At 63.1% G+C, this 26,969-nt stretch carries 23 protein-coding genes and 3 pseudogenes; 13 read left to right on the top strand and 13 right to left on the bottom strand.

Annotated elements, in window-relative coordinates; genetic code table 11:
• Positions 1–104 precede the first annotated feature (104 nt).
• Entirely contained in the window at positions 105–1,082 is a 978-nt protein-coding gene (locus HB778_RS03615; RefSeq protein WP_183461541.1) for a GlxA family transcriptional regulator, read from the top strand.
• Between the two features lie 21 nt (positions 1,083–1,103).
• On the opposite strand, the gene htpG is transcribed toward HB778_RS03615, so the two are convergent.
• The gene (gene htpG, locus HB778_RS03610; protein ID WP_183461539.1) at positions 1,104–2,990 is read right to left on the bottom strand and encodes a molecular chaperone HtpG; all 1,887 of its coding nucleotides are present in this window, start codon (positions 2,988–2,990) and stop codon (positions 1,104–1,106) included.
• A gap of 162 nt (positions 2,991–3,152) precedes the next feature.
• Positions 3,153–4,016, bottom strand: coding sequence for a hypothetical protein (locus HB778_RS03605; RefSeq protein ID WP_244661797.1), 864 nt, complete (start codon positions 4,014–4,016; stop codon positions 3,153–3,155).
• Between the two features lie 361 nt (positions 4,017–4,377).
• On the opposite strand from HB778_RS03605, the gene HB778_RS03600 reads away from it, so the two are divergent.
• Positions 4,378–4,659, top strand: coding sequence for a hypothetical protein (locus HB778_RS03600; RefSeq protein ID WP_244661796.1), 282 nt, complete (start codon positions 4,378–4,380; stop codon positions 4,657–4,659).
• A gap of 1,478 nt (positions 4,660–6,137) precedes the next feature.
• Here the strand turns inward: HB778_RS03600 and HB778_RS03595 are convergent.
• The 3 genes from HB778_RS03595 to HB778_RS03585 all read right to left on the bottom strand — a co-directional run bounded on the left by HB778_RS03595 (position 6,138) and on the right by HB778_RS03585 (position 8,580).
• Entirely contained in the window at positions 6,138–7,583 is a 1,446-nt protein-coding gene (locus HB778_RS03595) for an adenylate/guanylate cyclase domain-containing protein (protein WP_183461533.1), read from the bottom strand.
• Between the two features lie 200 nt (positions 7,584–7,783).
• A complete protein-coding gene (locus HB778_RS03590) occupies positions 7,784–8,122 on the bottom strand; it encodes a DoxX family protein (RefSeq protein ID WP_183461531.1) in 339 nt (112 codons plus the stop codon).
• Complete coding sequence (locus HB778_RS03585; RefSeq protein WP_183461529.1) at positions 8,119–8,580, bottom strand: ester cyclase; 462 nt, start codon at positions 8,578–8,580, stop codon at positions 8,119–8,121. Before HB778_RS03585 ends, HB778_RS03590 begins: the two co-directional genes overlap by 4 nt.
• A 236-nt stretch (positions 8,581–8,816) precedes the next feature.
• Here HB778_RS03585 and HB778_RS03580 point away from each other — a divergent pair, with 236 nt between their 5' ends.
• Entirely contained in the window at positions 8,817–9,293 is a 477-nt protein-coding gene (locus tag HB778_RS03580) for a TetR/AcrR family transcriptional regulator (RefSeq protein WP_183464983.1), read from the top strand.
• Positions 9,294–9,316: 23 nt separating this feature from the next.
• On the opposite strand, the gene HB778_RS41235 is transcribed toward HB778_RS03580, so the two are convergent.
• Together HB778_RS41235 and HB778_RS43050 are read right to left on the bottom strand one after the other, a co-directional pair.
• Complete coding sequence (locus tag HB778_RS41235) at positions 9,317–9,511, bottom strand: hypothetical protein (RefSeq protein WP_244662033.1); 195 nt, start codon at positions 9,509–9,511, stop codon at positions 9,317–9,319.
• A gap of 4 nt (positions 9,512–9,515) precedes the next feature.
• Positions 9,516–9,629: pseudogene (locus tag HB778_RS43050) on the bottom strand (nucleoside hydrolase); the annotation flags it as partial.
• Between the two features lie 324 nt (positions 9,630–9,953).
• On the opposite strand from HB778_RS43050, the gene HB778_RS03570 reads away from it, so the two are divergent.
• From HB778_RS03570 to HB778_RS03550, 6 genes and pseudogenes are all read left to right on the top strand, one after another.
• Complete coding sequence (locus HB778_RS03570; protein ID WP_183461528.1) at positions 9,954–10,370, top strand: hypothetical protein; 417 nt, start codon at positions 9,954–9,956, stop codon at positions 10,368–10,370.
• A gap of 110 nt (positions 10,371–10,480) precedes the next feature.
• Positions 10,481–11,416 carry a hypothetical protein gene (locus HB778_RS03565; RefSeq protein ID WP_183461526.1) on the top strand — a complete coding sequence of 312 codons (936 nt, stop codon included), beginning with the start codon at positions 10,481–10,483 and terminating at the stop codon, positions 11,414–11,416.
• Positions 11,417–11,456: 40 nt separating this feature from the next.
• Positions 11,457–12,251, top strand: coding sequence for a hypothetical protein (locus HB778_RS03560; protein ID WP_183461524.1), 795 nt, complete (start codon positions 11,457–11,459; stop codon positions 12,249–12,251).
• Positions 12,252–12,479: 228 nt separating this feature from the next.
• A pseudogene (locus tag HB778_RS41225) lies at positions 12,480–12,668 on the top strand (methyltransferase); the annotation flags it as partial.
• 238 nt (positions 12,669–12,906) lie between these two features.
• Complete coding sequence (locus HB778_RS41220; RefSeq protein WP_244661795.1) at positions 12,907–13,464, top strand: methyltransferase; 558 nt, start codon at positions 12,907–12,909, stop codon at positions 13,462–13,464.
• A gap of 451 nt (positions 13,465–13,915) precedes the next feature.
• Positions 13,916–14,956: an alpha/beta hydrolase gene (locus HB778_RS03550; protein WP_183461522.1), complete on the top strand. Its 1,041-nt coding sequence runs from the start codon at positions 13,916–13,918 to the stop codon at positions 14,954–14,956.
• A 338-nt stretch (positions 14,957–15,294) separates the two neighbouring features.
• On the opposite strand, the pseudogene HB778_RS03545 reads toward HB778_RS03550, so the two are convergent.
• Positions 15,295–16,940, bottom strand: a pseudogene (locus tag HB778_RS03545) (acyl-CoA synthetase).
• A 175-nt stretch (positions 16,941–17,115) separates the two neighbouring features.
• Between HB778_RS03545 and HB778_RS03540 the strand changes: the two are divergent.
• Positions 17,116–18,672: a serine hydrolase gene (locus HB778_RS03540; RefSeq protein WP_183461520.1), complete on the top strand. Its 1,557-nt coding sequence runs from the start codon at positions 17,116–17,118 to the stop codon at positions 18,670–18,672.
• 85 nt (positions 18,673–18,757) lie between these two features.
• Here HB778_RS03540 and HB778_RS03535 read toward each other — a convergent pair whose 3' ends face one another.
• The 4 genes from HB778_RS03535 to HB778_RS03520 all read right to left on the bottom strand — a co-directional run bounded on the left by HB778_RS03535 (position 18,758) and on the right by HB778_RS03520 (position 23,396).
• Positions 18,758–19,702, bottom strand: a complete 945-nt coding sequence (locus HB778_RS03535) for a DMT family transporter (RefSeq protein ID WP_183461518.1) — start codon at positions 19,700–19,702, stop codon at positions 18,758–18,760.
• A 225-nt stretch (positions 19,703–19,927) separates the two neighbouring features.
• Entirely contained in the window at positions 19,928–20,863 is a 936-nt protein-coding gene (locus HB778_RS03530) for a hypothetical protein (protein WP_183461517.1), read from the bottom strand.
• A 222-nt stretch (positions 20,864–21,085) separates the two neighbouring features.
• On the bottom strand, positions 21,086–22,363 hold the full coding sequence (locus HB778_RS03525; protein WP_183461515.1) for a peptidoglycan-binding protein: 1,278 nt from the start codon (positions 22,361–22,363) through the stop codon (positions 21,086–21,088).
• Between the two features lie 139 nt (positions 22,364–22,502).
• Positions 22,503–23,396 (bottom strand): LysR family transcriptional regulator, encoded by an 894-nt coding sequence (locus HB778_RS03520; protein WP_183461513.1) that lies wholly within the window; start codon positions 23,394–23,396, stop codon positions 22,503–22,505.
• Between the two features lie 103 nt (positions 23,397–23,499).
• On the opposite strand from HB778_RS03520, the gene HB778_RS03515 reads away from it, so the two are divergent.
• From HB778_RS03515 to HB778_RS03505, 3 genes are read left to right on the top strand one after another with little or no spacing between them, the layout of a single operon-like run.
• The gene (locus HB778_RS03515; protein WP_183461512.1) at positions 23,500–24,237 is read left to right on the top strand and encodes an SDR family oxidoreductase; all 738 of its coding nucleotides are present in this window, start codon (positions 23,500–23,502) and stop codon (positions 24,235–24,237) included.
• Between the two features lie 8 nt (positions 24,238–24,245).
• Entirely contained in the window at positions 24,246–25,139 is an 894-nt protein-coding gene (locus tag HB778_RS03510; protein WP_183461510.1) for an SDR family oxidoreductase, read from the top strand.
• A 30-nt stretch (positions 25,140–25,169) separates the two neighbouring features.
• Positions 25,170–25,382: a tautomerase family protein gene (locus HB778_RS03505; protein ID WP_183461508.1), complete on the top strand. Its 213-nt coding sequence runs from the start codon at positions 25,170–25,172 to the stop codon at positions 25,380–25,382.
• 627 nt (positions 25,383–26,009) lie between these two features.
• Here the strand turns inward: HB778_RS03505 and HB778_RS03500 are convergent.
• Positions 26,010–26,966, bottom strand: coding sequence for an AraC family transcriptional regulator (locus HB778_RS03500; RefSeq protein WP_183461506.1), 957 nt, complete (start codon positions 26,964–26,966; stop codon positions 26,010–26,012).
• Between the last annotated feature and the right edge of the window lie 3 nt (positions 26,967–26,969).

The following is a 26,969-nucleotide window of genomic DNA, read 5'->3' as shown; positions in this document are numbered from 1 at the left end:
GCAACAAGCAAGAAGTCCGATGCCGCTTTTGGCAAACACATCGTCCGGTGTTCCAGGATAATGTGCTGGCTGAATAAGCTTAAGACAGGCGGTTCCGGAAACAAATGGCAAGGCGGTTTGCGTTTCTCCTGGTTCGCGACTTCACGCTGTCGCCGCTGTCGCTGTTCATCGACACGCTGCGGCTGGCGGGCGATGAGGGCGACCGCAGCCGCAGGATCGAGTTCGACTGGGAGATCGTCGGCGAACGCGGCCTGCCGATCCGGGCAAGCTGCGGCGTCGAATTGCTGCCGACCAAAGGGATCGGCAATCCGGAGGATTTCGACAATGTCGTGGTGGTCGGCGGCCTGCTCGACACCAACCGCAGCCTGAGTTCCGACAAGGAGGCGTTCCTGTTGCGGGCCGCCGAGAAGGGTGTGCCGCTGACGGCGCTGTGCACGGGAAGCTTCGTGCTGGCGCGCTATGGCCTGCTCGACGGCTATAGCGCCGCCGTCAGCTGGTTCCACATCAAGGATTTCCGCAGCCAGTTCCCCGATGTCAACGCCCATGCCGACAGCCTGTTTTCCGTCGACCGTGGCCGCTCGACCTGCGCCGGCGGCACGGGTGCCGCCGACCTCGCCGGCTATTTCGTGTCCCAGTTCATCGGCCAGAAGGCGGCGGAAAAGGCCGCCAAGATCCTGGTGCTCGACCGGATCAGGAGCAGCCGCGACGTGCAGCCCGTCGGCGACCTGTTTCCGGCGGCATCGAGCCGTGCGGTGAAGCGCGCGCTTCTCTTGATGGAGAGCAACCTGCAGGAGACGCTGACGGTCGGCGAGATCGCGGGCCGGCTGAATTGTTCACGGCGCCAGCTCGAGCGGCTTTTCGGCACCGAGCTCGGCATCGGCCCGATGGCGGCCTATCTGGCGCTGAGAGTCCATCATGCCAAGTCACTGCTCGAAGGCAGCGACCTGCAGATCGGCGATATCGCCTATCGCTGCGGCTTCACCAATGCCGGCCATTTCAGCCGCGTGTTCCGCCAGCAGACCGGCATCACGCCAACCCATCTCAGGCATCCCAACCGCATGCCCGCCGCCGCGGCGCACTGAAGCCGGCCGCGAAGCGCTGTCTCAGCCCTTCGAAATGCCACGCTCTATCAACCGGGCCAGACGCGCCGAAAATGCCCTGGCGTCCGCCGGCTTGTCGCCATCGAGCACGCGCGCCTCGTCGTAGAGAAGGTGGGCGGCGTCGTCCTTGAAGGCCTGGTCCTCTTCGCCGAGGCTGGCCAGCGCCAGCACGCGCTCATGCCTTGGGTTGATTTCGAGGATGGGCTTGGCCGTCTTGTCGAGGCGGCCGGCGGCGTTCATCAGCCGCTCGAACTGCCGGTCGGGGCCATGTTCGGGCGCGACCAGGCAAACGGCGCTTTCGGTCAGACGGTCGGAAGCCTTGACGTCCGAGACGGCATCGCCGAGCGCGGACTTAACGAAAGCCAGGAAGCCGTCGACCTCGGGTGTTGCGGCCGCATCCGGCTTCTTGGCCTCGTCGAGCAGCGGGATGTCGGACAGTTCGGCCACGCCCTGCGTGACCGACTTGAACGGCTTGCCATCGAAGTCCGGCGCCATCGTCACCCAGAAACTGTCGACGGGGTCGGTGAGCAGCAGCACCTCGATGCCGCGCGCCTTGAATCCTTCGAGCTGCGGCGAGGCTTCGAGCCGGGCGCGGTCGTCGCCGGCCATGAAGAAGATCGCCTTCTGGCCTTCCTTCATCGCGCCGACATAGTCGGCAAGGCCACGCCAGCCTTCGCCCGAGGCACTCGAATGGAAGCGGGCGAGCTTCAGCAATTGCTCGCGCCGTTCGTAATCCTCGTAGAGCCCTTCCTTCAGGACGACGCCGAAATTGTCCCAGATCTTCGCATAGGCCTCGGCCTCGTTCTCGGCCAGCTTGACGAGGTCGCCGAGCACGCGGTTGGTCAGGCCCTTGCGGATCGAGGCCAACAGCGGGCTTTCCTGGATCATCTCGCGCGAGACGTTGAGCGGCAGGTCGGCGGAATCGACCAGCCCGCGCACGAAGCGCAGATAGCGCGGCAGAAGGTCGGCGTCGTCGGTGATGAAGACGCGGCGCACATAGAGCTTCATGCGGCCCTTGCGGTCCTGGTCGAACAGATCGAACGGACGCGATCCCGGCACGAAGGCGAGCACGGAGTATTCCTGCCTTCCCTCGGCGCGGAAATGGATGGTGGCGGCCGGCTCGTCATACTGGCCGGCGACGCTGCGGTAGAAGTCGGTGTATTCCTCGGGCTTGATCTCACTCTTGGGGCGGACCCAGAGGGCGGTGCCGTCGGCTATGTCGCGCGCCTCGGCGCCGGGTTTTTCGACGAGCGTGATCGGCACCGGCACATGGCCCGACTGCGACTTGGCCAGCTGCTCGAGCCGGTAGGAGCCGGTGTAGGAGACGGCGTCGTCCATCAGATGCAGCACGACGCGGGTGCCGCGTTTGGGGGCTGCTTCGATCGGGGCGGGGGCGATGTCGTAGGAACCCTTGCCGTCGGAGGACCAGCGCCAGGCCTCTTCACTTCCCGCCAGGCGGCTGATGACGTCGACCCGGTCGGCGACCATGAAGGCGGAATAGAAGCCGACGCCGAACTGGCCGATGAGTTGCGTGTCCTCGCTGCCTGAGCCGACACGCTCGATGAAGGCGCGCGTGCCGGAGCGGGCGATCGTGCCCAGCGCCTCGGCCATGTCGTCGCGGCTCATGCCGATGCCGTTGTCCTCGACGGTGATCTGCTTGTTGTCCGGATCGGCCGAAATCGAGATGCGCGGCTTGGGATCCTCGCCCAGCAATTCCGGACGGCTGACGGCCTCGAAGCGCAGCTTCTCGCAAGCGTCGGCGGCATTGGAAATCAGCTCGCGCAGGAAGACGTCCTTATCGGAATAGACCGAATGCACCATCATGTGCAGCAACCGCGAGACATCCGCCTCGAACGCCCTGGTTTCCGTCGCTTTCGTATCCGTCGTCATTCAGATTTTCCCACGCTGTTCATCCGCCCGCCGCGCCATGCACGTTCCGGGCTCATCCTTCAACCATTTTCAATTGCGCCGGCAACTCGGCAGGTCCCAGCGCGACCGACAATATCGTAGCGCGATGCGAAGGCGACAAGGGGTGAGGAATGGGCGCCGCGCCTACTTCCCCGCCATCCGATCCGCCAGCGCCTGCGCCTGCGCCTGTAGCGCGGGGAAAGCCGCATCCGTCGGCAAACTCTTGCCCAGGCAGGCGCGGAAGTCGCTGTCGCCTTTCGTCCAGGCGGCGTTGGCGGCGTCGGATGTGTTTTCGTCGCTGTCGTCGGTGGCCTGCTTGGCGAGTTTCTGGGCGGCGGCGTCGGCGGCGGTCCACACGGCGTCGCAGGCTGCGATCTTCGGGATGGGCGGTGTCGCGGGCGCTTCGGCGATGAGGACGCTGTTGCCCTTGACGAGCGTGACGACGACTTCCTGGTCGTAGTTCGGCCCGACATCCTGCGCCCAGCCGCCGAGGCGGGCGATCGCCATGTCGGCGCCGTCAGGCTTCTTCAACGCAAAGTCGAGCGTGCTGGTGAAGGCGGCGTCGCTGCCGATGGCCTGGGTGTAGAAGGCATCGAGCTTCAGCGCCGCGTCGAAGCTGGTGGGCAGTTTGAGATCGGCATCCGTCTCGGCGGCGCGCGACTTGAGCCAGCGCTCGACCAGCCCGCGTGTCGAGGCCACGATGCTCGGACCATCCTCGGTGCCGTGGCGCAGCCCGTCCAGCATGCCGAAGCCGACATCGGAGGAACTGAGGCTTTCGATATTGATCGTGCCGGCCGCCGGAAAATCCTTGACCGTGAAGGGGCCAAGCAGGGCGCTGAGACGCTTTTCGAGATCGGCGCGGGCCTTTTCATTGGCCGCGTCAAGCGTTTCGATGGGGGTGTTCGCGCTGTCCATCGCCGCGATCTCGGCAATCGCCTTGTCGCGTGCGGCGATGTAATCATCCTCGGGTGCGGCGGCGAAAGCCGCACTGCCCGCAAGTGCAAACATGACCGTCCAGACCAACCGCATGACAGAACCTTTCTTCGTGGCGATCAACAGGCAAGGCAGCCATCGGGCAGCTTTGCGGCTATTGCGCGGCAGGAAACGTCGAGGCGAAACATCCTGATCGGCGAGGGATAGCAAGCGCCGCCATTAACCATCGATTAACTATCCGGTCGCCTTTGACTCAAATTTGACGGATACTGTTTTTGGCCAAACGAGGCTGATCGAGGGACCCGGAGAAGACAGTAATTTCTAGACTAGCGCGCGGCTTTCGGGAGCGCGCGGCAGCTTGAACTTTAAAAAGAGCGACGGACCACCGTCGCCTTGCGGGGAGGCGTCAGCATCATTCTTGATGAGGATCGCCAGAATGAAGATCGAAGACGCGGTTACTGCTGTAACAGCCGAGGCCAGCGCACTGCTGTCGTGCCTCGGCCATCCCGTCATCGCCTACCACGTGACGGCAATCATGCGGGAGGCAGACCGGGAACACGCCCGGCGAATGCAGTTTGCCCTGATGCGGCGAAGCATCGAGGCGCTGGTCGATGACGGCCTGGAGGATGTCGCCGCCGAGCATTTTGCGGCACAGTTCGATGGGCGGGTTGGTTTGACTTGGAGACTGCTGCACGCCTCAGATGGCGTGGCGCACTGACCTCGGCCAGACGGGCCTCGATCGAGCGCTGATTGTCCGTGTTGCCAATGGCGGACTGATTAATCAAGTCGGCTCCCGCCGGCTGCGTGAGAGAAGCCGTTTCAGGAAATATGAAAATCCCAAGGCAAGTTGCGGACGCCTGGCGCGCCCTATCAGCGTCGTGAGGACCCCGTGTGGAGGCCTGCTCAACGTTTCATAGCGAGCGCATAAAATCCAAGGAGCAGAAGGGCGGAAAATGCGTCGCCGTCCAGGTCGGTCACGGTTTCGATAGGTTGAGATGGGAACCGTTCCGATTTGACATCTGCTTTCAGCAATCCGTGGCGATCTGTCCCACCCATGAAATCGCTGAATCGTATTGCTCTCGGCCGCCTTTGAAACCCTGTCAGCGATATCGTCGGCGATTATAGGATCGTCGGAAAAATGATGTCTTGTGACATCCGATGCCAAGAATAGGGCACGATCCGCGCGGCCTCCGGCTTTTGAGGGGTTCATCACCATCTCTCGCGAAACGGCTTCTGTCGTTCGGATGGGTACAAGTTTCGGTGGGCCGTTACGGTGTCGATCTCGACGATCACTCGAGCGCTGATCTTGACAGTTATCTTACCGGCCTCATCATCGACGCGCGTTACGTGCCCCGTTATTGGCACCTTGTCGCCGGGCTTCGCTTTCCGCGGAGGCTCAATGGCAAATGGGAGGCTGTGGCTCGGAATGCTCACGCACGCTCGGCCACTCCGACGAACCATCAAGATAGTCGCCGTCAGTGCCACCTCATCGCCGATGTCTATGCTCCGTTCCATACTTAGATTCCGGCGCCGATGATGAGTTGATCAATCACTGAACCCTGTTCCGCGTCAGGCGGGCGGGCGTCGAGAAGCGTCGAAGACGAAGTACATTCCGATGGCAGACGCTATTTCCATCTGCTTATTTGAGTGCCCGCCTGCTGGAGGAACCGACCGAGCCCCCTGGCTCTTAATGCATCTGCTATTTGGCTGATCTTTCTGATCGCCTTATGGCCGTCAGATGCTGTCCGCTCCAACGGCGGACAGGGCAGCCCAAGGCGTATGCGTTGTCTGTCCGCGAAGGCAATCGCATCGCGCTCACGCCTAAATTGGTGGAAAGTTCCCTGGTCGTTCTCGCATATGCGGACAAACCAACCACCAAAACCCTCCGACAGCTCCACGGAGGTTTTGGGGCAATCGCCATCATACTGAGGATGAACAAGCATGGTGCTTCCTGCATCGCAGCCGAAAACGACGTCCCAACAAAAATAACCGTCAACAATGAATGTGCTGTGACAGGCGCAACGGCCCTGTAGTGTGCGAACGTGGAGGCTGCTGCACGCTTCGGATGGCGTGGCGCACTGATCTCGGCCAACTGAGCTGATCGAGTTCTAATTAACCGATTTGCCAATGGCTGCAGTGCGCCGCAAAGCGGTCGTTCACAGCGCCGTGCGAAAGGGAATGGGCACGCAATCGTGTCTATCCCCGCACAATTCGATAGACAGTAGCGTCACCCTGCACACCTCGAAGAGGCGCGTCAAAAGCCACGACACGATGGCCGGCGAGCATTTCGCGAACCCCGGGCGCGGAATAGAGCGCCTCGGAAATGCAGACCTGTCCGGCTTCCGCCAAGGACTGCACGCGCGCGGCGACATTCACGGTCTGGCCGAAATAATCGAGGTTGTCGTTGAGCGTCACGGCAATCGACGGTCCACAGTGGGCGCCGATCTTGAGGATGATCCCCGGCCCGTCATGGTCGCCGTTGAAGCGATCGATTTCTTCAAAGATGTGGAGTGCGGCCGAAATCGCATCCGACGGCTGCGAGAATACCGCCATCACCGCGTCCCCAATCGTCTTGACCACCGCTCCGGAATGCTGCTGAACCGCCACGTTGACCAAAGCGAAATGCTCGCGGACCAAAGCATAGGCGTTGAGGTCACCCAGGCGCTCATACAGGGCGGTCGAACCTTTGAGGTCCGTGAACAGGAAGGTGATCTGCCGGATGCCGAGCCCCTCCTTCTCGTCGACACGTTCGGACCGGAACAGCTGGCGGAAGGTCTGCCGCGCAAGCAGCGCTCCACCGGAGACATAAGGGTCGAAATCGAGCGCCGGCTTGGTGGTCAGAGCGACAAGCTCGGGCGGCCAGTTGATGACAAGCAACGAACCTCGCACTGTCCCCCTATTCGCGACCTCGATGACAATCGGACCAGGTGGCACGGCGGGCAACGCCGGCAAGAAGCGTTTGCCGTCATAGTCGATCTTCAGACGTGTCGGAGCCGACACCGGATCGCCTGATATCGGCACAGCGAATGCGGCCTGCGTCTGCACGTTGACGCCTGAAAGGGCGCCCGGTCCCAGGTCGGCGCGCAGCACTGTGGTGGTGCCGGGCGGCAGAAACGTCATGCCCCGAACGAAGCCGCGCAGAACGTCAAGAAAGCGAACGTCTTGCCCCGGCAGCCGCCCGTCATGCCCGAAGTGGAGCTTCCAGTGAAAATCCTCGACAGGGAGCGTCTCGGGGTCGTGGTACGGCAGGCGCCGTAACTTCGGCGATACCGAGAAGGTGACCTCGATGAAGTCGTCGAGGTCGGTGTCGCCCGATACGTCGCACAGGCCACAGACGTAGTGGGTCTTCAGCGTGCGCAGGGCGCCGAAACTGTCGAGCACCATCCCGGACTGGGGACAGAGCACATCCCAGCTCATGTCGAACAAGCCGCAGCGGGCGGCATGCAGGAAGAGGTCGATTGCTTCAGGCTCGGCGATTGCGCGGTCGCGGGCAAAGGACCGCGGATTAACGCGATAGAGCGAGTGGTCGTCGGCGCTCCTGATCAGCGTCTCGAATTTCGAGATGACGCGTGGGCTCCAGGCTCGCGCCTGCTCCACCTTGGTCATCTTGCTTTCAAGAAGACGATCGTTGACTTCCGTCACGCCGGATCCTCGACCTTGCCTCGCGACAGCCTACTAAAAAACCGGCGCGATGCGAATGGAAAGAATTCCCTGTTGTACGCGGTTTGTCCAGGAGGCCCAGAACAGCACGCCGCGCACTGGAGCAGACGCGCTGAAACAGCGGCAGTTCTCGCTGCCACCGTTTCATGAGCTCAATGGCCGCGACATTCAGGATTGCATCCTTAGGCCCAGACCTGCAGCACGGCTGCGTCCGCCAGGATCATGACAGTAAAGCCGATCGCCGGGGCGAGGTGCTTGAAGCCCTCGCGTGCCTTGATCAGCGTGCCCAGCGCGGCGAGGATCAAAAGCGTGAGGCCGACCAGCGCGATGACGCGCGTCGATGGAAACAGCAAGGCCGCTGCCCCTGCGACCTCCAGACCCGCCGTCAACAAACGCCACCCTTTGGGATAGCCCCAGCGTTGGAAATCCGCTTCGGCGTTGCCGGCATTGATGAGGTTGGCCAGGCCGGCGCCGGCGAACGCCAGCGCAATGATCCCGTTCAAAACCAGGGCGATGCTCATCGCGGAGCTCCTTGCGTCGGGTTGGCACCCGTGGGGTTGGCACCCGTGGGGTAGGCACCCGTGGGGTAGGCACCCATCTGGTGTAGAACCTCCTGCAGATTGAGCTCGTCCCAGTGCTCGACGAACCGATCGCCTTCGATGCGCCAGATATCGATCGAGCGCATGGTAATTTCGGCGCCCGATGCCGGAACACCAATGAACGGTCCGGTGTGGCGGGCCGTGTAGGTGTAGCGGCCGACGACGCGGTCGCCGACGGCAAAGGCGTCCTCGACGACGACGTGGGTGTCGGAAAGGGTTTCGAACCAATGTCCCATGAACTCAACGACACCGGCCAGGCCGGGCCGGACGCCGGGGTTGTGGTTGACGTAGTCTTCAGAAACCAGTTCGGCGAAGCGTTCAGCGTTGTGGCTGTTCATGATGTCGGCGAACAGGTGGGCCAGATCGGCGGGGTTGCGCATGTTGACCTCTGTGGGCTATAAGGCGATACACAATCGTATCGTATAAAATCATATAAGACGGAATCGTATCGTATGCAAGAAGGAAGCTCTAGAAAGTGGCGAGACGACGATCCGCGCAGGCTGCGGATGGCCGAGACGAGGGCTTCGATCCTGCGCGCGGCGCGTCCCATTCTGCTGAGGGATGGCCTCGGCGGCACGACGCTGGACCGGGTCGCGGCGGAAGGGGGATCGCGAAAATGACCCTCTATCGTCACTTCCCAAGCAAGGAGGCGCTGTTTGAGGGATTGGTCACCGCGATGTGCGAGTACATGCGCGAGGAGATCGAGAACGCCGCGCCCCCCGACATCAACAAGCCCAGGGCGGACCGGCTTGCTGAAGAGCTGCACGCCTTCATTACGGCCCTTCTTGAGCCGGACGCGCTGGCGCTCTATCGCTTGATCGTCGCTGACGGATGGCGCTTTCCCGCCCTGTCCACGGTGTTTGACCTGTCCGGCATGCGCGTTATTCGGCAACGCATAGCGGGGTTGCTCGAGCCTGGCGCGGTCCCTTCCAGCGGGTCACTGACAATCGCTGGCGGGATCGTGGCGCTGGCACTAGGGGATGCCTATCAGCGCGCGATCATGGGCATCGTCGAAGAGGGAGACGCCGAGGTGTTTGAACACCAAATCGAAGATGCCATTGCTTACGGGCTCAGCCGCCTTAGCCCTTCTTGAACGTTGCTATCACCATTTGATTGTCACGCCTTCTGCCTGGTCAAGCGCTCCAGCGTATCCACGATCAGATCGCAAAATTTTGCATGGTCGAGCTTCATCGCCACGGTGTGGCGGAAGTCGCTCTGCTCGCTCGCCGTGTCGCCGAAATGGCGCATGCCGCCCATCCTCTCGGAATTGCAGACCGTCATGCCCTTGGTCCACCGGGCGGTTCTCGACATTGTGGTTGCCCGAAACCGTGGTGATGCCGAGGAGATCGATCTTCGGGTTTCCGGCCGCGAGCAGAATAGCGATCGCGTCGTCATGCCCGGGGTCGCAGTCCAGGATGATCTTTTCCATGGTGGGCACCTCCCTTGTCGGCCTCACTCACGTGGACAAGAGGCCACAGCAACGGCGCCGTCAAGGTTTTGGCGCTCGACCGATCCGGGCCGCAGCCTTGCCTGCGTAAATCTGGTCGCCCGCCCGCCGGGGCATGCTTAAGCGCCGCTGATTTCGGACAGAGCTGTCTCCCGGCATTGAGCAGGGGAAACGTTTCGTTCGTTCGAATGACAACAGCCGAGGAAATAGAAGATAGCGTCCAGGTGACGCGGCATCCAGCGCCGTGGCTCGAACTAAGTGGAGAATACAATCGCGGGTGAGGGTCGCGCCAGGTGAGGTCAAGTGATGGATCATTTGCAGGGTACTACGTCAAAATGTCTACGCTGTGATCTCACCTTTAAACGACGGCCTTTGATTTCCCTTCACGGGATGCGCATGGGGTGCAACGCCATGCTGTCCCTCGTTTCGTCAATCCTCATTCTGCTGTTGGCGTCTCCGGCAAATAGCCAGCAGACGCCCGATGCGTCCGCGACTGCCGCGGTCTACGGCCGTTCGTCGGCCGCCGTTTCGGACAGCACTGATATCGCGAAAGAACCTGAAAAGGTGCAGCCCGGCGTGGTCGGAACCGATATATTCAATCTGACGCTCAGCGAAACACAGGCCCTCAAGGGCGCGCAAACGCTGCCCGGCGAGGATGAGGAGGCCCTACGCCGCGAATTGGCGCGGCACGGGCTGAACTGGCCAGGCAAGCGCAGGCCCTGAAAGAGCAGCAGCAAACGGACGAAGCTCTCACGCTCAATCTGGAGACAGCACAGCGTGCCATCGAAAATTTCAGGGCGGAGGCCGGTCTCTGGGACAGCAAGAAAGGCGCGATGCCTGAAGCGCAGCCCTCCACGGATGCCTCCCAGGCTGCTGCGACGCCGGCGCCTGATGAGGAGCGCCATAAGGTTGAGCTCCTGGAACAGGAACTCGCCACGGCGCGTCAGACCATCGATGCTCTCAAGACAAGCGCAAATCTGGCCGTAGAGGAACAGGCCAAGGGCGTGAAGGACCGGCAAGTGGCCGACGCCGCCGCGACGCAGGCGCTTGATGAGGAGCGCCATAAGGTTGAGCTCCTGGAACAAGAACTCGCCACGGCTCGTCAAACGATCGATGCCCTCAAGACAGACGCAAATCTGGCCGCTATGGAGCAGGCCAAGGGCGTGAAGGACCGACAAGTGGCCGACGCCGCCGCGACGCAGGCGCTTGATGAGGAGCGCCATAAGGTTGAGCTCCTGGAACAAGAACTCGCCACGGCTCGTCAAACGATTGATGCCCTCAAGACAGACGCAAATCTGGCCGCTATGGAGCAGGCCAAGGGCGTGAAGGACCGACAAGTGGCCGACGCCGCTTCAAACCAGGCCAGAGATGCACTCGAGCTGGAACGTCAACGAGCAGATTCAGCCACGCGTGACCTCGACAGTGCCCGCAAGGAACGCGATGCCTTGAAGCAGAGCTCGATAGACTTGAGTGCGGCGCTGGACCAGGAGCGTGAGAGGGCCAACGGCTTGGCCCGCAGCCTCAGTGCCGCGCGCGAGGAAATCGACGCCATCAAGGAAAAACGTCGGACGGCGGCCGTGGTGCGCGCGCCTAAGGCAGGGACCTCCAAGAGTGCGCTCGCAAGTTCACCATCGCGTTCGGTCGCCGCCCGTAAACCCGGCCTGCCGAAAAAACGTAGGGTGAAGGGCCCAAAGTCACCACAGCCTGTTCAGCTGGCAACCATTGCTCTGCCCCCCGCATTGCTGCCAATCCGACCACTTTCGCCGTGAAAGACAGGTGAGCGAAATGTATGGCGCAGGGAGGATGACGGTGAAAAAATACTTCGCAGCCGCGCTGACCATCGGTATCGCAACCGGGCCTGCCTCGGCGCTCGATGCAGGTTTGGGCGGCAAGGTTGGCGGTCTCGGGGTCAGTGCTGGCGTGAGCGCCGGTTCGCAAGGCGCATCCGTAGGGGTCGGCGCAAGCGCCGGCGGCGTTGGTGGAGCAAACGTCGGAGCTTCGGTCGGCGCAGGCAACGGGTCGGTCAACGCAGGCGTCAGCGCCGGCGGCAACGTTGGCAACGCAGGCGTCAGTGCCAGCGGCAACGTTGGCACCTCAGGCGGAGGCCTTTCGACCGGTGTCGGCCTGGGCGCCGCTTCGTCCGCCGAAAACGGATCGGCAACCGCTCCCGGTGGTCAGGCCGCTGCCGCGACAGGCACTGCCTCTGCCACCACAGCCACCACCTCTGCCACGACAGCCACAGCCTCTACCAAGACCACCAGGCAATCGATCGTCCTGCCACCCGTCCTCAGGCCTTCCAAAGACGGCCAGGGCGACCTCACCAGGGGATACCCCTTTGCACCCCTGGAAGGGCTGACAGCGAAACCCGGCACGCCGGCCGCGGTCGTACAAGCCTGCCGCGCGGCGATCACGTCCGCCGCCAAGCCGCTCGGCGCCGTCCGTGTCCGCGCGGTCAGCGCAGGTGTCCTGCATCGACGTGGAGGTGCACTAACGGCGCCGATCAAGGTGCGAATAGACTATGCGAGAGGAGGCGGCATCGAAGTCCGGCAAGCGCAAGTCGGTTGTCGCCTCAATAAGGCAGGCAGGGTCATCGCGGTAATCTAGAACCAACCTGCAAGAGGACAGGCGGCGCTCCGCCGACGTCGCTCGAGTTGGTCGAGGCGGCGACAGACATTCTCAGAAGCCGACGTTCATTCAGCTTTGCCAGCAGTATCCGTTATGCCACCGTATCGGTCGCTCGACACAATGATTTTGTCTTCACTTTCCGGAGAACGCAGGTTCTAATCTTATGGGAGCCGCGAAGTCGGTCCTGGATGCGCAAGGGGACCTGACATGGTGGATTCTGATCGCATCGACAGACTGATCGCAGCGGTGCCCTCCGCCTTGGCGCTTCGAGCCGGGCTGGACCTTGGCGTCTTCACCCGGCTCGGTGGCGATGCCGCGACTGCCGACAGCCTTGGGGCCGCGCTCAACGTCGATCCCGATCGTCTGTCGCGGCTCCTCTACGCGCTCGCCAGCATCGGTCTCCTCGACGTCGAGGATGATCAATTTCGCAATGGAGCCGAAGCGTCGGCCTTCCTCGACGCGTCCAAGCCCGCCTATCGCGGCGGCGACCATGCGCTGCTGCGCGAGCTATGGGGAGCCGACCTCTTGACCGCGGAGTCGCTGCGGCAGAACCGGCCGGCCGCGTTGCACGACTTTTCCGAAGCAGGGCCTGAGTCCGCGGCGGCCTTCAGCCGCATGCTCGCACCGGGCGGGGGTGATTTTCGGCCGGCATCTGGCCCGCGAGATCGACCTCTCGGCGATCGGTTCGGTGATCGATATCGGCGGAGGTGCGGGGACCATTCTCGTCGGACTTCGCGAGCAACGGCCACAGATTGCGGCGACGCTGATGGAACTGCCAACGGTCGCAGCGGTCGCGCCTTCTATCCTGTCCGAATACGGCGCCGACGACGTGGTTGTCGAAGAGGGGGACATCACTGTCGCGCCATCGATCGGCCGGCACGATCTGGCGATCCTGAAGGCCGTCGTCCAGGTCCTTCCGCCGGACCAGGCACGCAGGTCGATCCTGAACGCGGCGCGTTGCCTCACACCAGGGGGCGAGATCGCAATCGCGGGGTGGGGTGTCGTCGATGACGACCGCCTCGGTCCACCCGAGGGTGTCTTTCTCAATCTCACCTTCTTGAACCTCTATCGCCACGGCGAATCCTACACGGAAGGCCAGTATCGCGCGTGGATGACCGAGGCTGGATTCCGGGATATCTCAAGGTCCCGGTTGACGGACGGCTGCACGCTGTTTCGTGCGCGCCTCAGCTGAAGGTTAGACTGGCCATGGAGGGTGTGGCCTGATTGCGAGGAAAGCAAAAAAATTGGTCTCTAACGATTGCACTTACACAACGGGTTGACGATTGACCGGCTGCTTTCGACTTTGCATGGTTTCAGAGCGGACCGACAGCTACCGGCCCATTGCGGTCGTTTGTGGCCGTTTACCCTTCCGCTTCTCCACCTCCGCCTTCCTCATCAGGAACCGCTGGATGTTGCCGCACGGCGTCTTCTTTGATCCAAAGCGCCCATGCGCAGGGCTAAAATTCCTATACAATAGCAAGTACTTGCTGATCAAAAAGGAACGCCCGAGAGGTCAACTATCGGTTCATGCCTCGACCGTAACGGCCGGCGTCATCCAAGTTTACGCAATGCCGTTGTTGCAATCCAATTGTCACGCGTAAAGAGGAGTCATAAGATGCAGGATTAATGGCGGGGAGAACGATATGTTTCAAATAAAGCGGTCTGCCGGCGTCCTTATCTTGTGCACTGGACTCTGGTGGGTGGCGTTTGTTGTGGAAGCGCACGCGGGCCTATTTGACCGAGCCGCCGAATGGGGGATCGGCCTGCTCTTGATGGGCGGCATGGCCGGAGCCGCTGGCTGTGTCCAAGCTGTTCGGCGCATAAAGCAGGGAGCTTTTTTGAAGCCTGCAGTCGAGACGAAACCCGTCGATGTCTATGAAATCTTGTATGCCACGAATCGAGAGATTAGCGCTGGCTCGTTCACGTGCGAGTTGAGTGAGACGCTACGATTCGGGTGTTGCCGCATCTCTGTTCCTGAATCCCACAAATATGGATCGCTTGGCTCGCCGGTCTATATGCGCGTAGTTCAGCAGCTCAGAACGGGATCAGACGATTCGTTGCGGATCATTGAGCAGGAGAATTGGCCTCTAAGCGCGGGACCGGCAAAATTTGTGGATTCGGTTCGGAAATTTCTCATAGAAACCAGCGACCAAATCCTCGTTTACATCCATGGCTTCAACGTGTCCTTTGACGGCGCTGTTTTGCGTGCTGCACAGATCGGTTTCGATCTTAAGGTGCCGGGTGTCATGGCCGCCTTTTGCTGGGCGTCGAAGGGCTCTGCTGTGGCCTACCCGGCCGATGAAGACACGATCAAATTGAGCGCACAGCATCTCGCCGATTTTCTATCGTTGCTGCACGCCAATTTTCCTGACCGCACTATAAACATCATGGCCCACAGTATGGGCAATCGCGCACTAATGGACGTACTGCAGAATGCAAACCAATACCCTGGGCTATCAGGCGCAAAGTTCGGCCAAATTTTTCTCGCAGCTCCAGACATTGATTCTCGCGCCTTTCGCAAGGCTGCGACGGCCTATTCACAACTATCAGCTCGTACCACACTCTATGTCTGTGCGGCTGATCGAGCGTTGGAGACCTCAGGAATTGAACACGATAATATCCGGACGGGCTACTGTCCCCCCGGTAACCATCGTCGACGGGATAGACACGATCGAAGCAACTAACGTTAACTTGGAGGTTCTTGGTCACAGCTATTATGCTGATGCTGCACCAGTCCTAAACGATATGGGATCTCTACTCAAGATCGATACACCGCCAGCCAAACGTCAGTGTCTCTTCCAAGCGAATTCCGACCACGGTAAATACTGGGTGTTTCGTGGTGTAAACTCCTGACTGATCGGCTTGTGTTCGTGCCAGCGCATTGGGCTTAGCGATCGCGCGCATTTTGGGCTTGCTGAGGACACGACGGCACGCCCTTGCCGTGTGGGGCTTCATGATTGCACGGGTAGCCGTGCACCTTGCTCCCGGCTAGTCGAGAATCTCCCAATCCCGCGTGACCCTCTCACCCCTTCCGCTTCTCCACCTCCGCCTTCCGCAGCAGGAACCGCTGGATCTTGCCGCTCGGGGTCTTCGGCAACTCCGCCACGAAATCGATCTCGCGCGGATAGGCGTGGGCCGAAAGCCGCTTGCGGACGTGTTGCGCCAGTTCCTCGGCCAACTCCGGACTGCCCTGGTAAGCGGGCGCCAGGATGACGAAGGCCTTGACGATCTCGGTGCGCTGCGGGTCGGGCACGCCGACCACGGCCGCTTCGTTGACGGCGGGATGTTCGATCAGCGCGCTTTCGACGTCGAAGGGGCCGATGCGGTAGCCCGACGAGGTGATGACATCGTCGGCGCGGCCGATGAAGGAGACCGAGCCGTCCGGCTCGTACTCCACCGTGTCGCCGGTGCGGTAATAGCCGCCTGCGATCGCCGGCGTCTCGGCCTGGTGATAGCCGTCGAACCAGCGCAGCGGCGAGTTGGCGATGTCGACGGCGAGGATGCCGGGCTGGTTTGGCCCGAGTTCGTTGCCCGCCTCGTCGAGCACCACCATGCGATAGCCCGGCATGGCGAAGCCGGCGGAGCCCGCGCGCACGGAATGCGCGAGCCCATGGTGGTTGTTGACCATCATGCCGTTCTCGGTCTGGCCATAGTGGTCGTGGATGGGCGCGGCGAGATGGGCGTCGAACCAGCGGATCACTTCCGGGTTGAGCGGCTCGCCGGCGCTGCTCACCACGCGCAGACGGCCCTTGATGCGGGCAGCGGCTTCGGGCCCCTCGGCGAGCAACAGGCGGAAGGCGGTGGGTGAGCCGGCAAGGCTGGTGACACCGAGCCGTTCGATGATTTCGTAGGTGCTTTTGGCGGTGAAGGCGCCTTCGTTGAAGGTGGTGGCGATGCCGAGCATCAAGGGCCCCGTGATCGCGTAATAGAGGCCGTAGGCCCAGCCGGGATCGGCTATGTTCCAGAAGACGTCGTCGGGGCGCAGCCCGATCGCGTCGCGCATATAGGCGCCGAAAGCGAGCAGGGCGCTGAGCGGCGCCGGCACGCCCTTGGGCAGGCCGGTCGTTCCCGAAGTCGACATCATCATGAACAGGTCGTCGCCCCTGCGCATGACGGGTTCGCAATCGGGGAAGCGGCGGCGAGGGCGGCGCGGAAATCGATGTCGCCCGGGGGCAAGGCATCGCCGGGGCCGAGAATGGTCGCCACGCGCGGGCAGTTCTCGATCTCGTCGAGCTTGCCGCGATTCGCCGGATTGGTCACCACCAGCTTGGCGCCGCTGTAGCCCAGGCGGTGTTCGATCGCCTTCGGGCCGAAAGCGGTGAACAGCGGCTGGTAGACGGCGCCGATGCGCCAGGTGCCGAGGATGAGCGCTATGAGTTCGGGAATGCGCGGCAGCATGCCGGCGACGACATCGCCGGGGCCGACGCCCAAATCCTTGAGCAGGTTGGCGACACGGCCCGACATGTCGGCGAGATCGTCGAAGCTGAACAGCCGGAGTTCGCCGCCGGCCGAGATCGCGCGCAGCGCCAACCGGTCCTCGCCGGTGTGGCGGCCGCAGCATTCGACGTAGGCGTTGATGCCGGTCGCCGGGTCGCCGTAAAGCCTGGCGACCTCATCCTCGATGCGAAAGGCCGCAACGGCGTCCTCATAGCGCGGCAAGCCGGTCATGTCAGTCCTCCCTGGCGGCGCGCCATCTCCCCATGGCGCGCAATCATCTGTCAGATTGCCTGAAATCGTGGTGATGGTCGATTGCGACGAAGGTGGCCCGCCGGACGGCAGGCATTGGCCTCGTTCGCACCGGCCTGTATCATAACCAGGTGAATGCAGGAGAGGAGGCTCGAGCGTGCGGCTGGATCGGAACCTCTGCCATTGGCGACTCTGGACCTTTATCGCCGTCCTGGTGTTTTGGCCGCAGGCGGCGCCTGCCGGCACCATCACGGCCGAGCGCATCGCTGCCGCGCTGTCGAAGCTCGAAGCGCTCGCCGAAGCCGCGGTCAAGGACGGTGCCGTGCCCGGTCTCGCTATCGCGGTGGTGCACGACGATGAGGTGATCTTCCTGAAAGGGTTCGGCCATCGCGAAGCCGGCAAGCCGGAGGCGGTCGACGCCGATACAGTGTTCCAGATCGCCTCCCTCTCCAAGCCGGTCTCCGCCACCGTCGTGGCGGCGCTGGTCAGCGACGGGATCGTGTCCTGGGATTCGAAGATCGCCGACCTCGATCCGGCCTTCCGGCTGGCCGATCCCTATCCGACCAGCCAACTCACCGTCCGCGACCTGTTTTCGCACCGCAGTGGACTGCCCGGCACCGCCGGAGACGACCTCGAGGACATAGGCTACGACCGCGCCGAGATCCTGCATCGCTTGCGGTTCGTGCCGCCATCGTCGAGCTTCCGTGCCGGCTACTCCTACAGCAATTTCGGACTGACAGAGGGCGCCATCGCCGCAGCCATGCCGACAGGCAAATCCTGGGAGGACGTCGCCGAGGAGAAGCTCTACCGTCCGCTTGGCATGGCCTTGACCAGCTCCCGTCATGCGGATTTCGTCAAGCATGCCAATCGGGCAGCACTCCACATCAAGGTCGACGGCGCATGGGCCGCCAGGATAGAGCGCAATCCGGATGCGCAGGCGCCCGCTGGCGGCGTCAGTTCCACCGCACGCGATCTCTCGCAATGGGTGCGCCTCATCCTCGGCGACGGGGTCTATGCCGGCAAGACGCTGATTGCCGCCGATGCGCTGGATCAGACGCATGTGCCGCTGATGACGCGGGACAAGAACCCTGTGTCGGGCGGCGCATCGTTCTACGGCCTCGGCTGGAATGTCGAATTCGGTCGCCATGGCCTGAGCTGGGGCCATGCGGGTGCCTTCAGCGTCGGCGCACGCACGCTGGTGACGATCTTCCCACAGGAGAAGCTTGGCATCGTCATCATCGCCAACGCCTTTCCGACAGGCGTGCCGGAAGGGCTGTCCGACAGTTTTGCCGATCTCGTTTTCGAGGGGTCAGTTGAGAAGGACTGGATCAAGGCGTGGGACGGCATCTACAACGGCATGTTCGGCCCGGTGGTCGAGGCGGCCAAGGCCACCTATGCCAAGCCGCCGTCTCCGGCAAGGCCGGCCAGGCCGGCAAGTGCCTATGCCGGCCGCTACGCCAACGACTTCTTCGGCGACGCGGTCGTAGCGAATGCGGGAGACGGCCTCGTGCTCAAGGTCGGCCCGGCCGGCGCCCGGTCCTATTCCCTGGCGCATTTCGACGGCGATCTTTTCCTGACCTTCCCCGATGCCGAGACGCCGGACAGGCCAACCGGCGTGAGCTTTGTCGTCGGCCCCGACGGCAAGGCGTCGGCGATGACCATAGGCTTCCTCGACGACAATCATCTCGGCACGCTGCGGCGCGTGGGTGACTAAGGGCTGACAGGGGCAACAGGGCGAGGTTGGCACGCAATCGCCAACGGCTCCGCCATCACTCGCAAGATTTCTACCCCACGCGTGGTTAAGCTGGCCTGGGTTTGACCACGGTGGCGAGTATGATGCCGACGACAATGAAGGCCGCACCGACCAGATCGTAATCGTGCAAGCCCTCGCCGAGCAGCAGATAGGCGAGCATGGCGACGAACACCGTCTGCAGGTAGAGCAGCATGCTCGCCCGGCTCGCGCCGAGCGTTTCCACGCTTTTGTTGTAGAGATAGTACATCAAGGCGCCGCCCGGACCTGCCAGATAGGCGAGCGCGAGAATGCTGTGGACGTTCATGGCGGAGCGTTCGTCGTTGAACAATTCCCACAAATGGAAAGGCAAGGCGACCAGCGCACCGGCGCCGAGCAGCAACACGACCATCGGCAGGAGTTCGATGCCGAATTTGGCACGGCGCAAAAGCACGGTGTACAGGCCCCAGCAGAACGCGCTGCCGACGATCCAGAGCTCGCCGGCGTTGAACTTGAGTTGCAGCAGCGCCGTCAGGTTCCCATGGGCGACGATGAAAATCATCCCGGCGAGCGCAACCAACGCGCCAAGCGACTTCCACAGTCCGAGCGGTTCGCCAAGCACCAAACGGGCGAGCACCATCGTCATGACAGGCGACAGCGCCATGATGATGCCGGCCGTGGTGGCGTCGGTGTCGTTGAGGCCATGGTAGATCATACCCTGGCAGAGGGTGAGGCCGATCGCGCCCACGGCGACGACCTCCACCGCGCGCGTTCGCAAAAGCCCGATCATCGCGTCGTGATGACGGTGCACAATCGGCAGCAGGATGGCGCAAGCAAGCGTCAGCCGCCAAAAGCAGAGACCCCAGGGCGGCATTTCAGGCGCCACCCATTTGGCCGCGATATAGACACCAGCCGAAAGCAGCCAGCACAGGACGGCGGCCGGATCGCCGGTCACCGAAGATACGGGGCCGACCGCGGGTTGCGCGGCTTGATGCGCTATCGGCACTGCCTGCATGTCATGTCCTCCCCTTGGATGACGTCGGCCCGATGGGGGCAGCATAGCCTGGGGCGTTGGGTCGTGCATCCGTTTTGAAAGGGCGGGGAATCTGCGCTCAGCCGCCATATGTCTTCGATGGAGCGAGGAGGTTCTTTCCGTGAGGTGAGGGGGGTGCGACGGCCGGAATGGGTCAACTCACGACATCGGCCATTGGAAGTTCAACGTCCGCTTTCTCGCTCCGGCTCAGGACGCGTGGCCGAATTGGAGCAGTTTGAAGCAATCGCCGCTGCCCGACTTCGCCTGCGTCAGCACCGGCTTCGATCTGTCGATCCATTCCTGATGCGACCTGGCATCGGCCTCGATCGCATCGATCGGTCGAAGGCTGACGAAGCCGCGCCCATTGCTGAAGAGCCAGCACGCACGGCCGAGAAATCGCCTGCTGCGCAGGCGCAGCAGGTCGGCATCGTAAAAGATGTCGAGCACCTCATGCTTGATCTTGCGCTGCTTTTCGGGATTGGCGACCGCGACCTCGACCGGATCACCGCCGATCGCGTCCTGCAGGTCCTTGTAATCGAGGGCGATCTGGGTTGTGGCATATTTGATCTCGCTCTCGTCGCGCACGATGTTGAACCACAGTGTCGGATCGAGCTCGTTGACGACGAACGACGATTCGAAATCGCGCGACAGGTTCAAGATGTCGAAGTCCCTGATATCGACGTCGCGCTCGACCAGCAGGATCTCGGCGACCTGTTTGCCGAGCCCGGTTCCCTGCGCGCTGACCGCGGCGTTCGTTCCTCCAAGCTCCGGACCGACATAGGGTCCGCCTTCATCCAGCAGCGTGTCGAATTCGCCAAGCGAACCGACGACGGGGGCGCCGCGGGCAATGCGCGCCGCCAGCTTGGCGAGAACCTGCTGCAGTTCCGTCTCCCGTCTGCGCTGGTCCTGATAATTCTGCTGGAAGAAGAAGATGAACAGCGACACGCCGATGCCGATCAGGATCACGCCCAGCTGTGAAAAGATGTTGCGATAATATTCGAGCAGCTTTTCGCGATGGCGCACGTCGTTGCGCACGCTGTGGGCGACGCGAAGATTGACGATCAGCGACAGGATGAGCAGCCCGGCGCCGACCAGGATAAGGCCGCCGATGAGGAGGTAGCCATGGCCCGTGCTGAAATCCATCCGCTTGTCCCAAGACCCCAGACTGCGCAGAATAGTGCCATTTTGCTTCAATACCTACGGTTTCGTCGGCGATGGGGTCGATGGCGGCGTTTTCCCCTTGTCTGCTCGCGGCAGGACAGAGGGCGCGCGAAGGAATGCGACGGGTCCGCCTACAGGAAGTGTCGGGGGGTAGGGGCGGCTGCCTGTCGCTCGTGCGGCCTGTAGCGGAGAACCTTTCGTCCCCTACTTTTTCAACGGAACGTTGAGCAGGGCGAGCGACATCCCTCCCAACAGGTCGAACGCCCTTTTCATTTCGGCAGTCCCTTCATCCGTGGCCTTCACGCCGCCCGGATCGCGATTTGGCGATGGCGGCGCCACGGTCGTCATCAAGCCGATGCTTTTCGTGACTTCGATATAGCAGATCCCGTGCGAGACCCGGTCTCCGAAGCGCTGCACGCAACCGAAATCGACCACCCGTTTTTCTCCGTCCTTGGTCTTGAACGTCGCCTGCGACCTCCTGTCGAGGTGGTCGGCGCCGCCTTCCTCGCGCGCCCTCTTGTCGGCCATTGCCTCCATCTGGGCGAATACGTCCGATCCATCGACATGGTAGAGATCGACCACATCCGCTTCCGGACTGGCCGGATCGGTCACCGCCGCCGTGCACCTGATCTTGTTGTCGCCCGCCAGGCGGCCACAGGTGAAAGTTCCTTGGAAACTGAACTTATTGCCCGTCTGGCCATTGATGTTACCGACACCCTCCGACAGGGCTGCGTTCAGGGCCTCTTCCTTCACGCCGAATGACTCGAGCGGGGAGGCCGGTATGTTCTGCGACGTCGATGCCTGCACGGCCTCGGCGCGGGGCGCTGCCGTCTTCGTGTGCCAGTCCGAGGTATCGATATCGCGATTTCCCTCAAGGATGGCCGCCACGAGCGCGCCGGCGCCGCCGAGCTTGGCCGTCAGCCGGTCGAGCGTTTTCTCGTCGGGTTCGCCGGTAGCCGGCAATCCCGCTTGGCTCTGAAACGATTTCAGCGCGTTCTGTGTGTCCGATCCCGCGTTGGCGTCGATACTGCCCTTGTAGTAACCCAGCCTGAGCAGCATGACCTGGGGGAAAACCGTGCGGTCAAACAGCGCGTTGTCCTCCTGGCTGATGGACTGGTTGCGCTCGGAGAAGGTGGTTTGCGTGTGGCACAAGCCTTTCACCGCGAAGATGCACGCCAGCTGGGCCTGAATGCGCGCATTGACCTCCGAGGAGGCCTCGCAGGCCATGCCATAGCCGCCATTGTCGCCGATGGCGACTGCCCCCCATCCGCCCTGGCATTCCAGGGCCAGCTGGCAATTGACGCCTTCGGCGTCCTTGCACTGCGTGAGCGCGCATTTGCGCGCGGCTTCCCTGCTTGTGTAGCCGGAGCACCATCCGTAGGACTCATCGTCGCCGAAGAAGATCGCGCCGGCGGCCCGAGTGCTGCCGGCCGGCAAGAGACCAAGCAGAACACAGCTTAGCATGAGGTAGAGGCGCTTCATCGCAGCCTCCGATCTCCGTGTTTGCCTTGCCGGGCACCATTTCACGGCCGTGGGCTTGCGTCCCCCTTCATAGTGATGAAGACGGCTGCATTTGCGGCACCGGGGAGCCGGGGTCGTTGGGGGCAAGCCGCTTTATCCCCTACAGGTTCGCCTCGGCAAAGATGCGCGCCGCCCAGTCGAGGAAGACGCGCAGGCGCGGCGAGAGCTGGCGGTTCTGCGGGTAGAGCGCCGACAGCGGCGTCGGCGAGGGCGGGTAGTCGGCGAGCACCTCGACCAGCGTGCCGTCGGCCAGATCCTTCTCGAAACGATAGCGTGGCGCCTGGATGAGGCCGAGACCGAGCCGTGCGAGGTCGGCGGCGGTGTCGGAATTGTTGGCGGCGACGCGGCCGGGCAGTCGGACCTCGCGTGTCTTGCCGTTGACGGTGAATTCGAAGGGCAGCACCTCGCCGCTGCGCGACGAGACGAAGCCCACCGCCTGATGGCCGTCGAGCGCGTCGGGGGAGGCGGGCATGCCGTGGCGAGAGAGATAAGCGGGGCTGGCGCAGGTCATCTCGCGGATCATCCCTAGCCGGCGCATGATCATGCCGCTGTCGGGCGGCTCGCCGACGCGGATGACGCAATCGACGCCCTCGCGCACGAGATCGACCAGCCGGTCGCTCTGGCCGATCTGCAGGTCGATCCGGGGGTAGCGCCCAAGAAACTCCGGCAGGCGCGGCAGCAGGAAGGTGCGGGTGAGCAGCGTGCTGGCGTCGATGCGCAGCAGGCCGAAGGGCTCGGCCTTGCGGAAGGCAGCCTCGGCATCCTCGATCTCGGCCAGGATCGACAGGCAGCGCTGGTAATAGGCCTCGCCGTCCTGCGTGGCATTCACCTGCCGCGTCGTCCGCTCCAGCAGCCGCGCGCCGAGATGTTCTTCGAGCCGGCGGACGGCTTCCGTCGCGGTTGAGCGCGGCAGGCCGAGATCGGCGGCGGCAGCGGTAAAACTGCGCCGCTCGAGAACGCGAACGAAGAGCCGCATCGTGTCCAGGCGATCCATGGGCTTTGTTCGCAGTTTCCGAATAGTGATGTCAAGGATCGACTGATTATCCGGAAGGTGGCGACGTCTATATCCGTGTCACTGACAATACGGAGAGACTTCCATGACAAATCAAACCAGAACCGCGATCGTGACCGGCGCCTCCAAGGGCATCGGTGCGGCGATCGCACAGCGGCTCGCCCGCGACGGCGTTGCCGTCGTCGTCAACTATGCGCGGGGCCGTGCCGAGGCCGACGCGGTCGTCGGCGCGATCGAAGCCGAAGGCGGCAAGGCGATCGCCGTGCAGGCCGATATTGCCGATCCCACGCGCATCGTCACCCTGTTCGACGCCGGCGAGAAGGCCTTCGGCGGCGTCGATATCCTGGTCAACAATGCCGGCATCATGAAGCTGTCGCCGATCGCAGCGACCGACGATGCTTCCTTCGACACCCAGATCGCGATCAATCTCGGCGGTGTGTTCCGCGGCATGCGCGAAGGCGCGAAACGCCTCCGCGATGGCGGCCGCATCGTCAATTTTTCGAGCAGCGTCGTCGGCCTCTACCAGCCGGGTTACGGCGTCTATGCCGCCACCAAGGCGGCTGTCGAGGCGATGACGCATATCCTCGCCAAGGAGCTTGGCGCGCGCCGCGTCACCGTCAATGCGGTTGCGCCCGGACCGGTCGAGACCGCCCTGTTCACGGATGGCAAGAGCGAGGCGCAGATCGAGGCTACGGCCAAGATGATCCCGCTCGGCCGGCTGGGCCAGCCCGACGACATTGCCGGCGTGGTCTCATTCCTGGCTGGGCCGGATAGCGGCTGGGTCAACGGACAAATCATCCGCGCCAATGGCGGCGTGATCTGAAGGAGGCAATGATGAAACAGACAATTTTGATCACAGGCGCCTCCAGCGGCTTTGGCGCGATGACGGCGCGGGCGCTCGCAAGGGCGGGCCACACGGTCTATGCCTCGATGCCCGACCCCTCGGCGCGTGGCACGGCTGTAGCCGAGATGGAAAAGTTCGCTCGTGACGAGGGTGTGGCGCTGAAGACCATCGCGCTCGACGTCACCTCGGATGCATCGGCGCAAGCGGCAATCCGGCAGATCGTCACTGAGGCCGGCCGGCTCGATGTGCTGATCCACAATGCCGGGCATATGGGGTTCGGGCCGGCGGAAGCCTTTTCGCCCGAACAGCTGGCGCAGCTCTATGATGTCAACGTCGTTGGCACGCAGCGCGTCAACCGCGCGGCCCTGCCGCATATGCGGTCTCTCGGCCGGGCCCAGATGATCTGGGTCGGTTCGAGCAGCACGCGCGGCGGCACGCCGCCCTTCCTGGCGCCGTATTTCGCCGCCAAGGCCGGGATGGACGCACTGGCGCAGAGCTATGCGCTGGAGCTCGCCCGCTTCGGCATCGAGACGACGATCGTCGTGCCGGGCGCCTTCACCAAGGGCACGGAGCATTTCCACCATGCGGCGGCACCAGCCGATGCGGAGCGCGCCGACGCCTATTGGTCCGGCCCCTATGCCGGTGCCGATCAGCAGGCGCTGAAGGGGCTGGCGGCGCTGGAGCCGGCGGATGCCGATCCGGCCGAGATCGCGGCGGCCATCGTCGACCTCGTCGCCATGCCGCACGGGCGGCGTCCGCTGCGCGTCCACATCGATCCCTCCGACGACGGCGCAGCAATCGTCAACGGCGTTGCCGACCGCGTGCGCGCGCAACTCCTGGAACGGATCGGCCTTGCCGACCTGCTCCATCCCAAAGCCTGAAACCCAACCTCAAACAGAAGGAATACGACTATGCCGTTCGCCAACATAAAAGTACCGCAGGCCGCACTCTCCAAGGCGCAGAAGGAAGACCTCATCCATCGGACCACCGCCATGTTCGTCGACTTTTTCGGCGAGGTCGCGCGCCCCACCACGATGGTGCTGGTGGAAGAGATCGCCGACGGCGGCTATGGCCGGGCCGACGAGGTGTTTGTCGTGCCGGAAGCCTATCGCGCCAAGGAGTAACCGCTCTGAGCTGATACCCGTCATATGACGACTGGCCGCAGCGGACGCCAACGTTCACTCTGTCCGCGGGCCTGCATGTCGGTTCCCTGAAAACCGATGCCCCCTTTGGGGCGACATGCATCAGGCGGGGGCCAGGTGGACAGCCCCGAGCTGTCCACCTGTCTTGCTTGTGCTTGCTTCCGGTCCGCAGGGGAGGAACCAGATTTTTTGCGCCATATGGCAGCTTGGCGCATGCATTGTCTTGTGCCGCGCTGGTCGACCCCCACTCCGTCTCGGCTTCGCCGAGCCACCTGCCGGGGCGAGCCACGGGTCTCGCCCGTCCTTCGGACCCCCGATCGACGGGGTAGAGGAAAGGCGCCAAGCTTTTTGCCGTCAACGCTCGTCCAGCAACGCTCCCTTCCTTTCCCTCCGGAGGGGGAAGGTGGCGCTGCGAAGCAGCGACGGTTTGGGGGAACCACATGGCAATCGAGCCTCGGGTCGATTGCTCACGCCAGTCACAGAAGATCTGTGCATAGTGTAGACGAAAGGGGGAGAGATGGCTCGGCGAAGCCGAGACGGAGAGGAGGCGTTCGCGCAACCGGTTGCCTATTGGACCGGTGTGCTGGGAGCTCGAAAAATGGCCCTATCTCAGGACACCAGGCTCAACGACTGAGCCTCCGTATCCTCCGACCGCTCGGCTCTCCCCGCGGTCCGATAGCGCTTGGGCGCGGTGCCGGTGGCGCGTTTGAAGGCGTTGCTGAAGGCGCTTTCGGAGGTGTAGCCGAGCGAGCGGGCCAGCACCGCCACGGGCGTATCTTCCTCGCGCAGAGCGCGCTCGGCCAGATGCATGCGCCATTGCGTCAGGTAGGTCAGTGGCGCGACGCCGGCTGTCTGCCTGAAATGGAAGGCAAAACTGGTGCGCGACATGGCGGCAGCCCTGGCGAGTTCCTCCAGATGCCAGTCACGGCCGGGGTCGCCATGCATCAGCCGCAGCGCCGGTGCCAGTCGCGGATCGGCGAGCGCGCGCAGCCAGCCGGCGGGCATCAGGCTCGACGTCTGCAGATGCGCGCGCAGCACCTGGATGAACAGCAATTGCGCTAGCTGTGCCGAGGCAAGGCTTGCGCCCGGCTGGCCATCCGCCTGCTCGCGCACCAGCTGGTCGAGGATCCAGCGCAGGATCGTCGCTTGCGGCGACGAGGCCTGGATGTGGATCCATGGCGGCAAGACGTCGGCCAGCAGCCGCCCGCTCGCTTGGTCGAGCAGCACATGGCCGCCAATATGGGCGAAATCCCCGCCGTCGCCGAGCTGCGCGATCTTGCAGCCGGAAAACACCGCCATCGCGTCCAGCGGTGGGACCGACAGGTCGCTGGCGAGGATGAAGGAGCGTCTTGAGGCGAGCAGCAGCACGTCTCCGGTTTGCGCATGCACCGGCTCGTCCTCGCCTTCGAGGCGGATCCAGCAACTGCCCTTCACCACGGCGAAGAACTTTATCTTCTCGGGCGCGGGAAAGCGCAACGCCCAAGGCCCGCCGGCGGTGAAGCCGCCTGTCACCATGGTTTGCGCGCTAGTGAATTTGAGGATGTCGGAGAAAGGATCGCCGGTCATTTC

Source organism: Mesorhizobium huakuii (assembly GCF_014189455.1).
Lineage (GTDB): Bacteria > Pseudomonadota > Alphaproteobacteria > Rhizobiales > Rhizobiaceae > Mesorhizobium > Mesorhizobium huakuii_A.
This window is presented reverse-complemented; position numbering and strand designations above follow the sequence as displayed.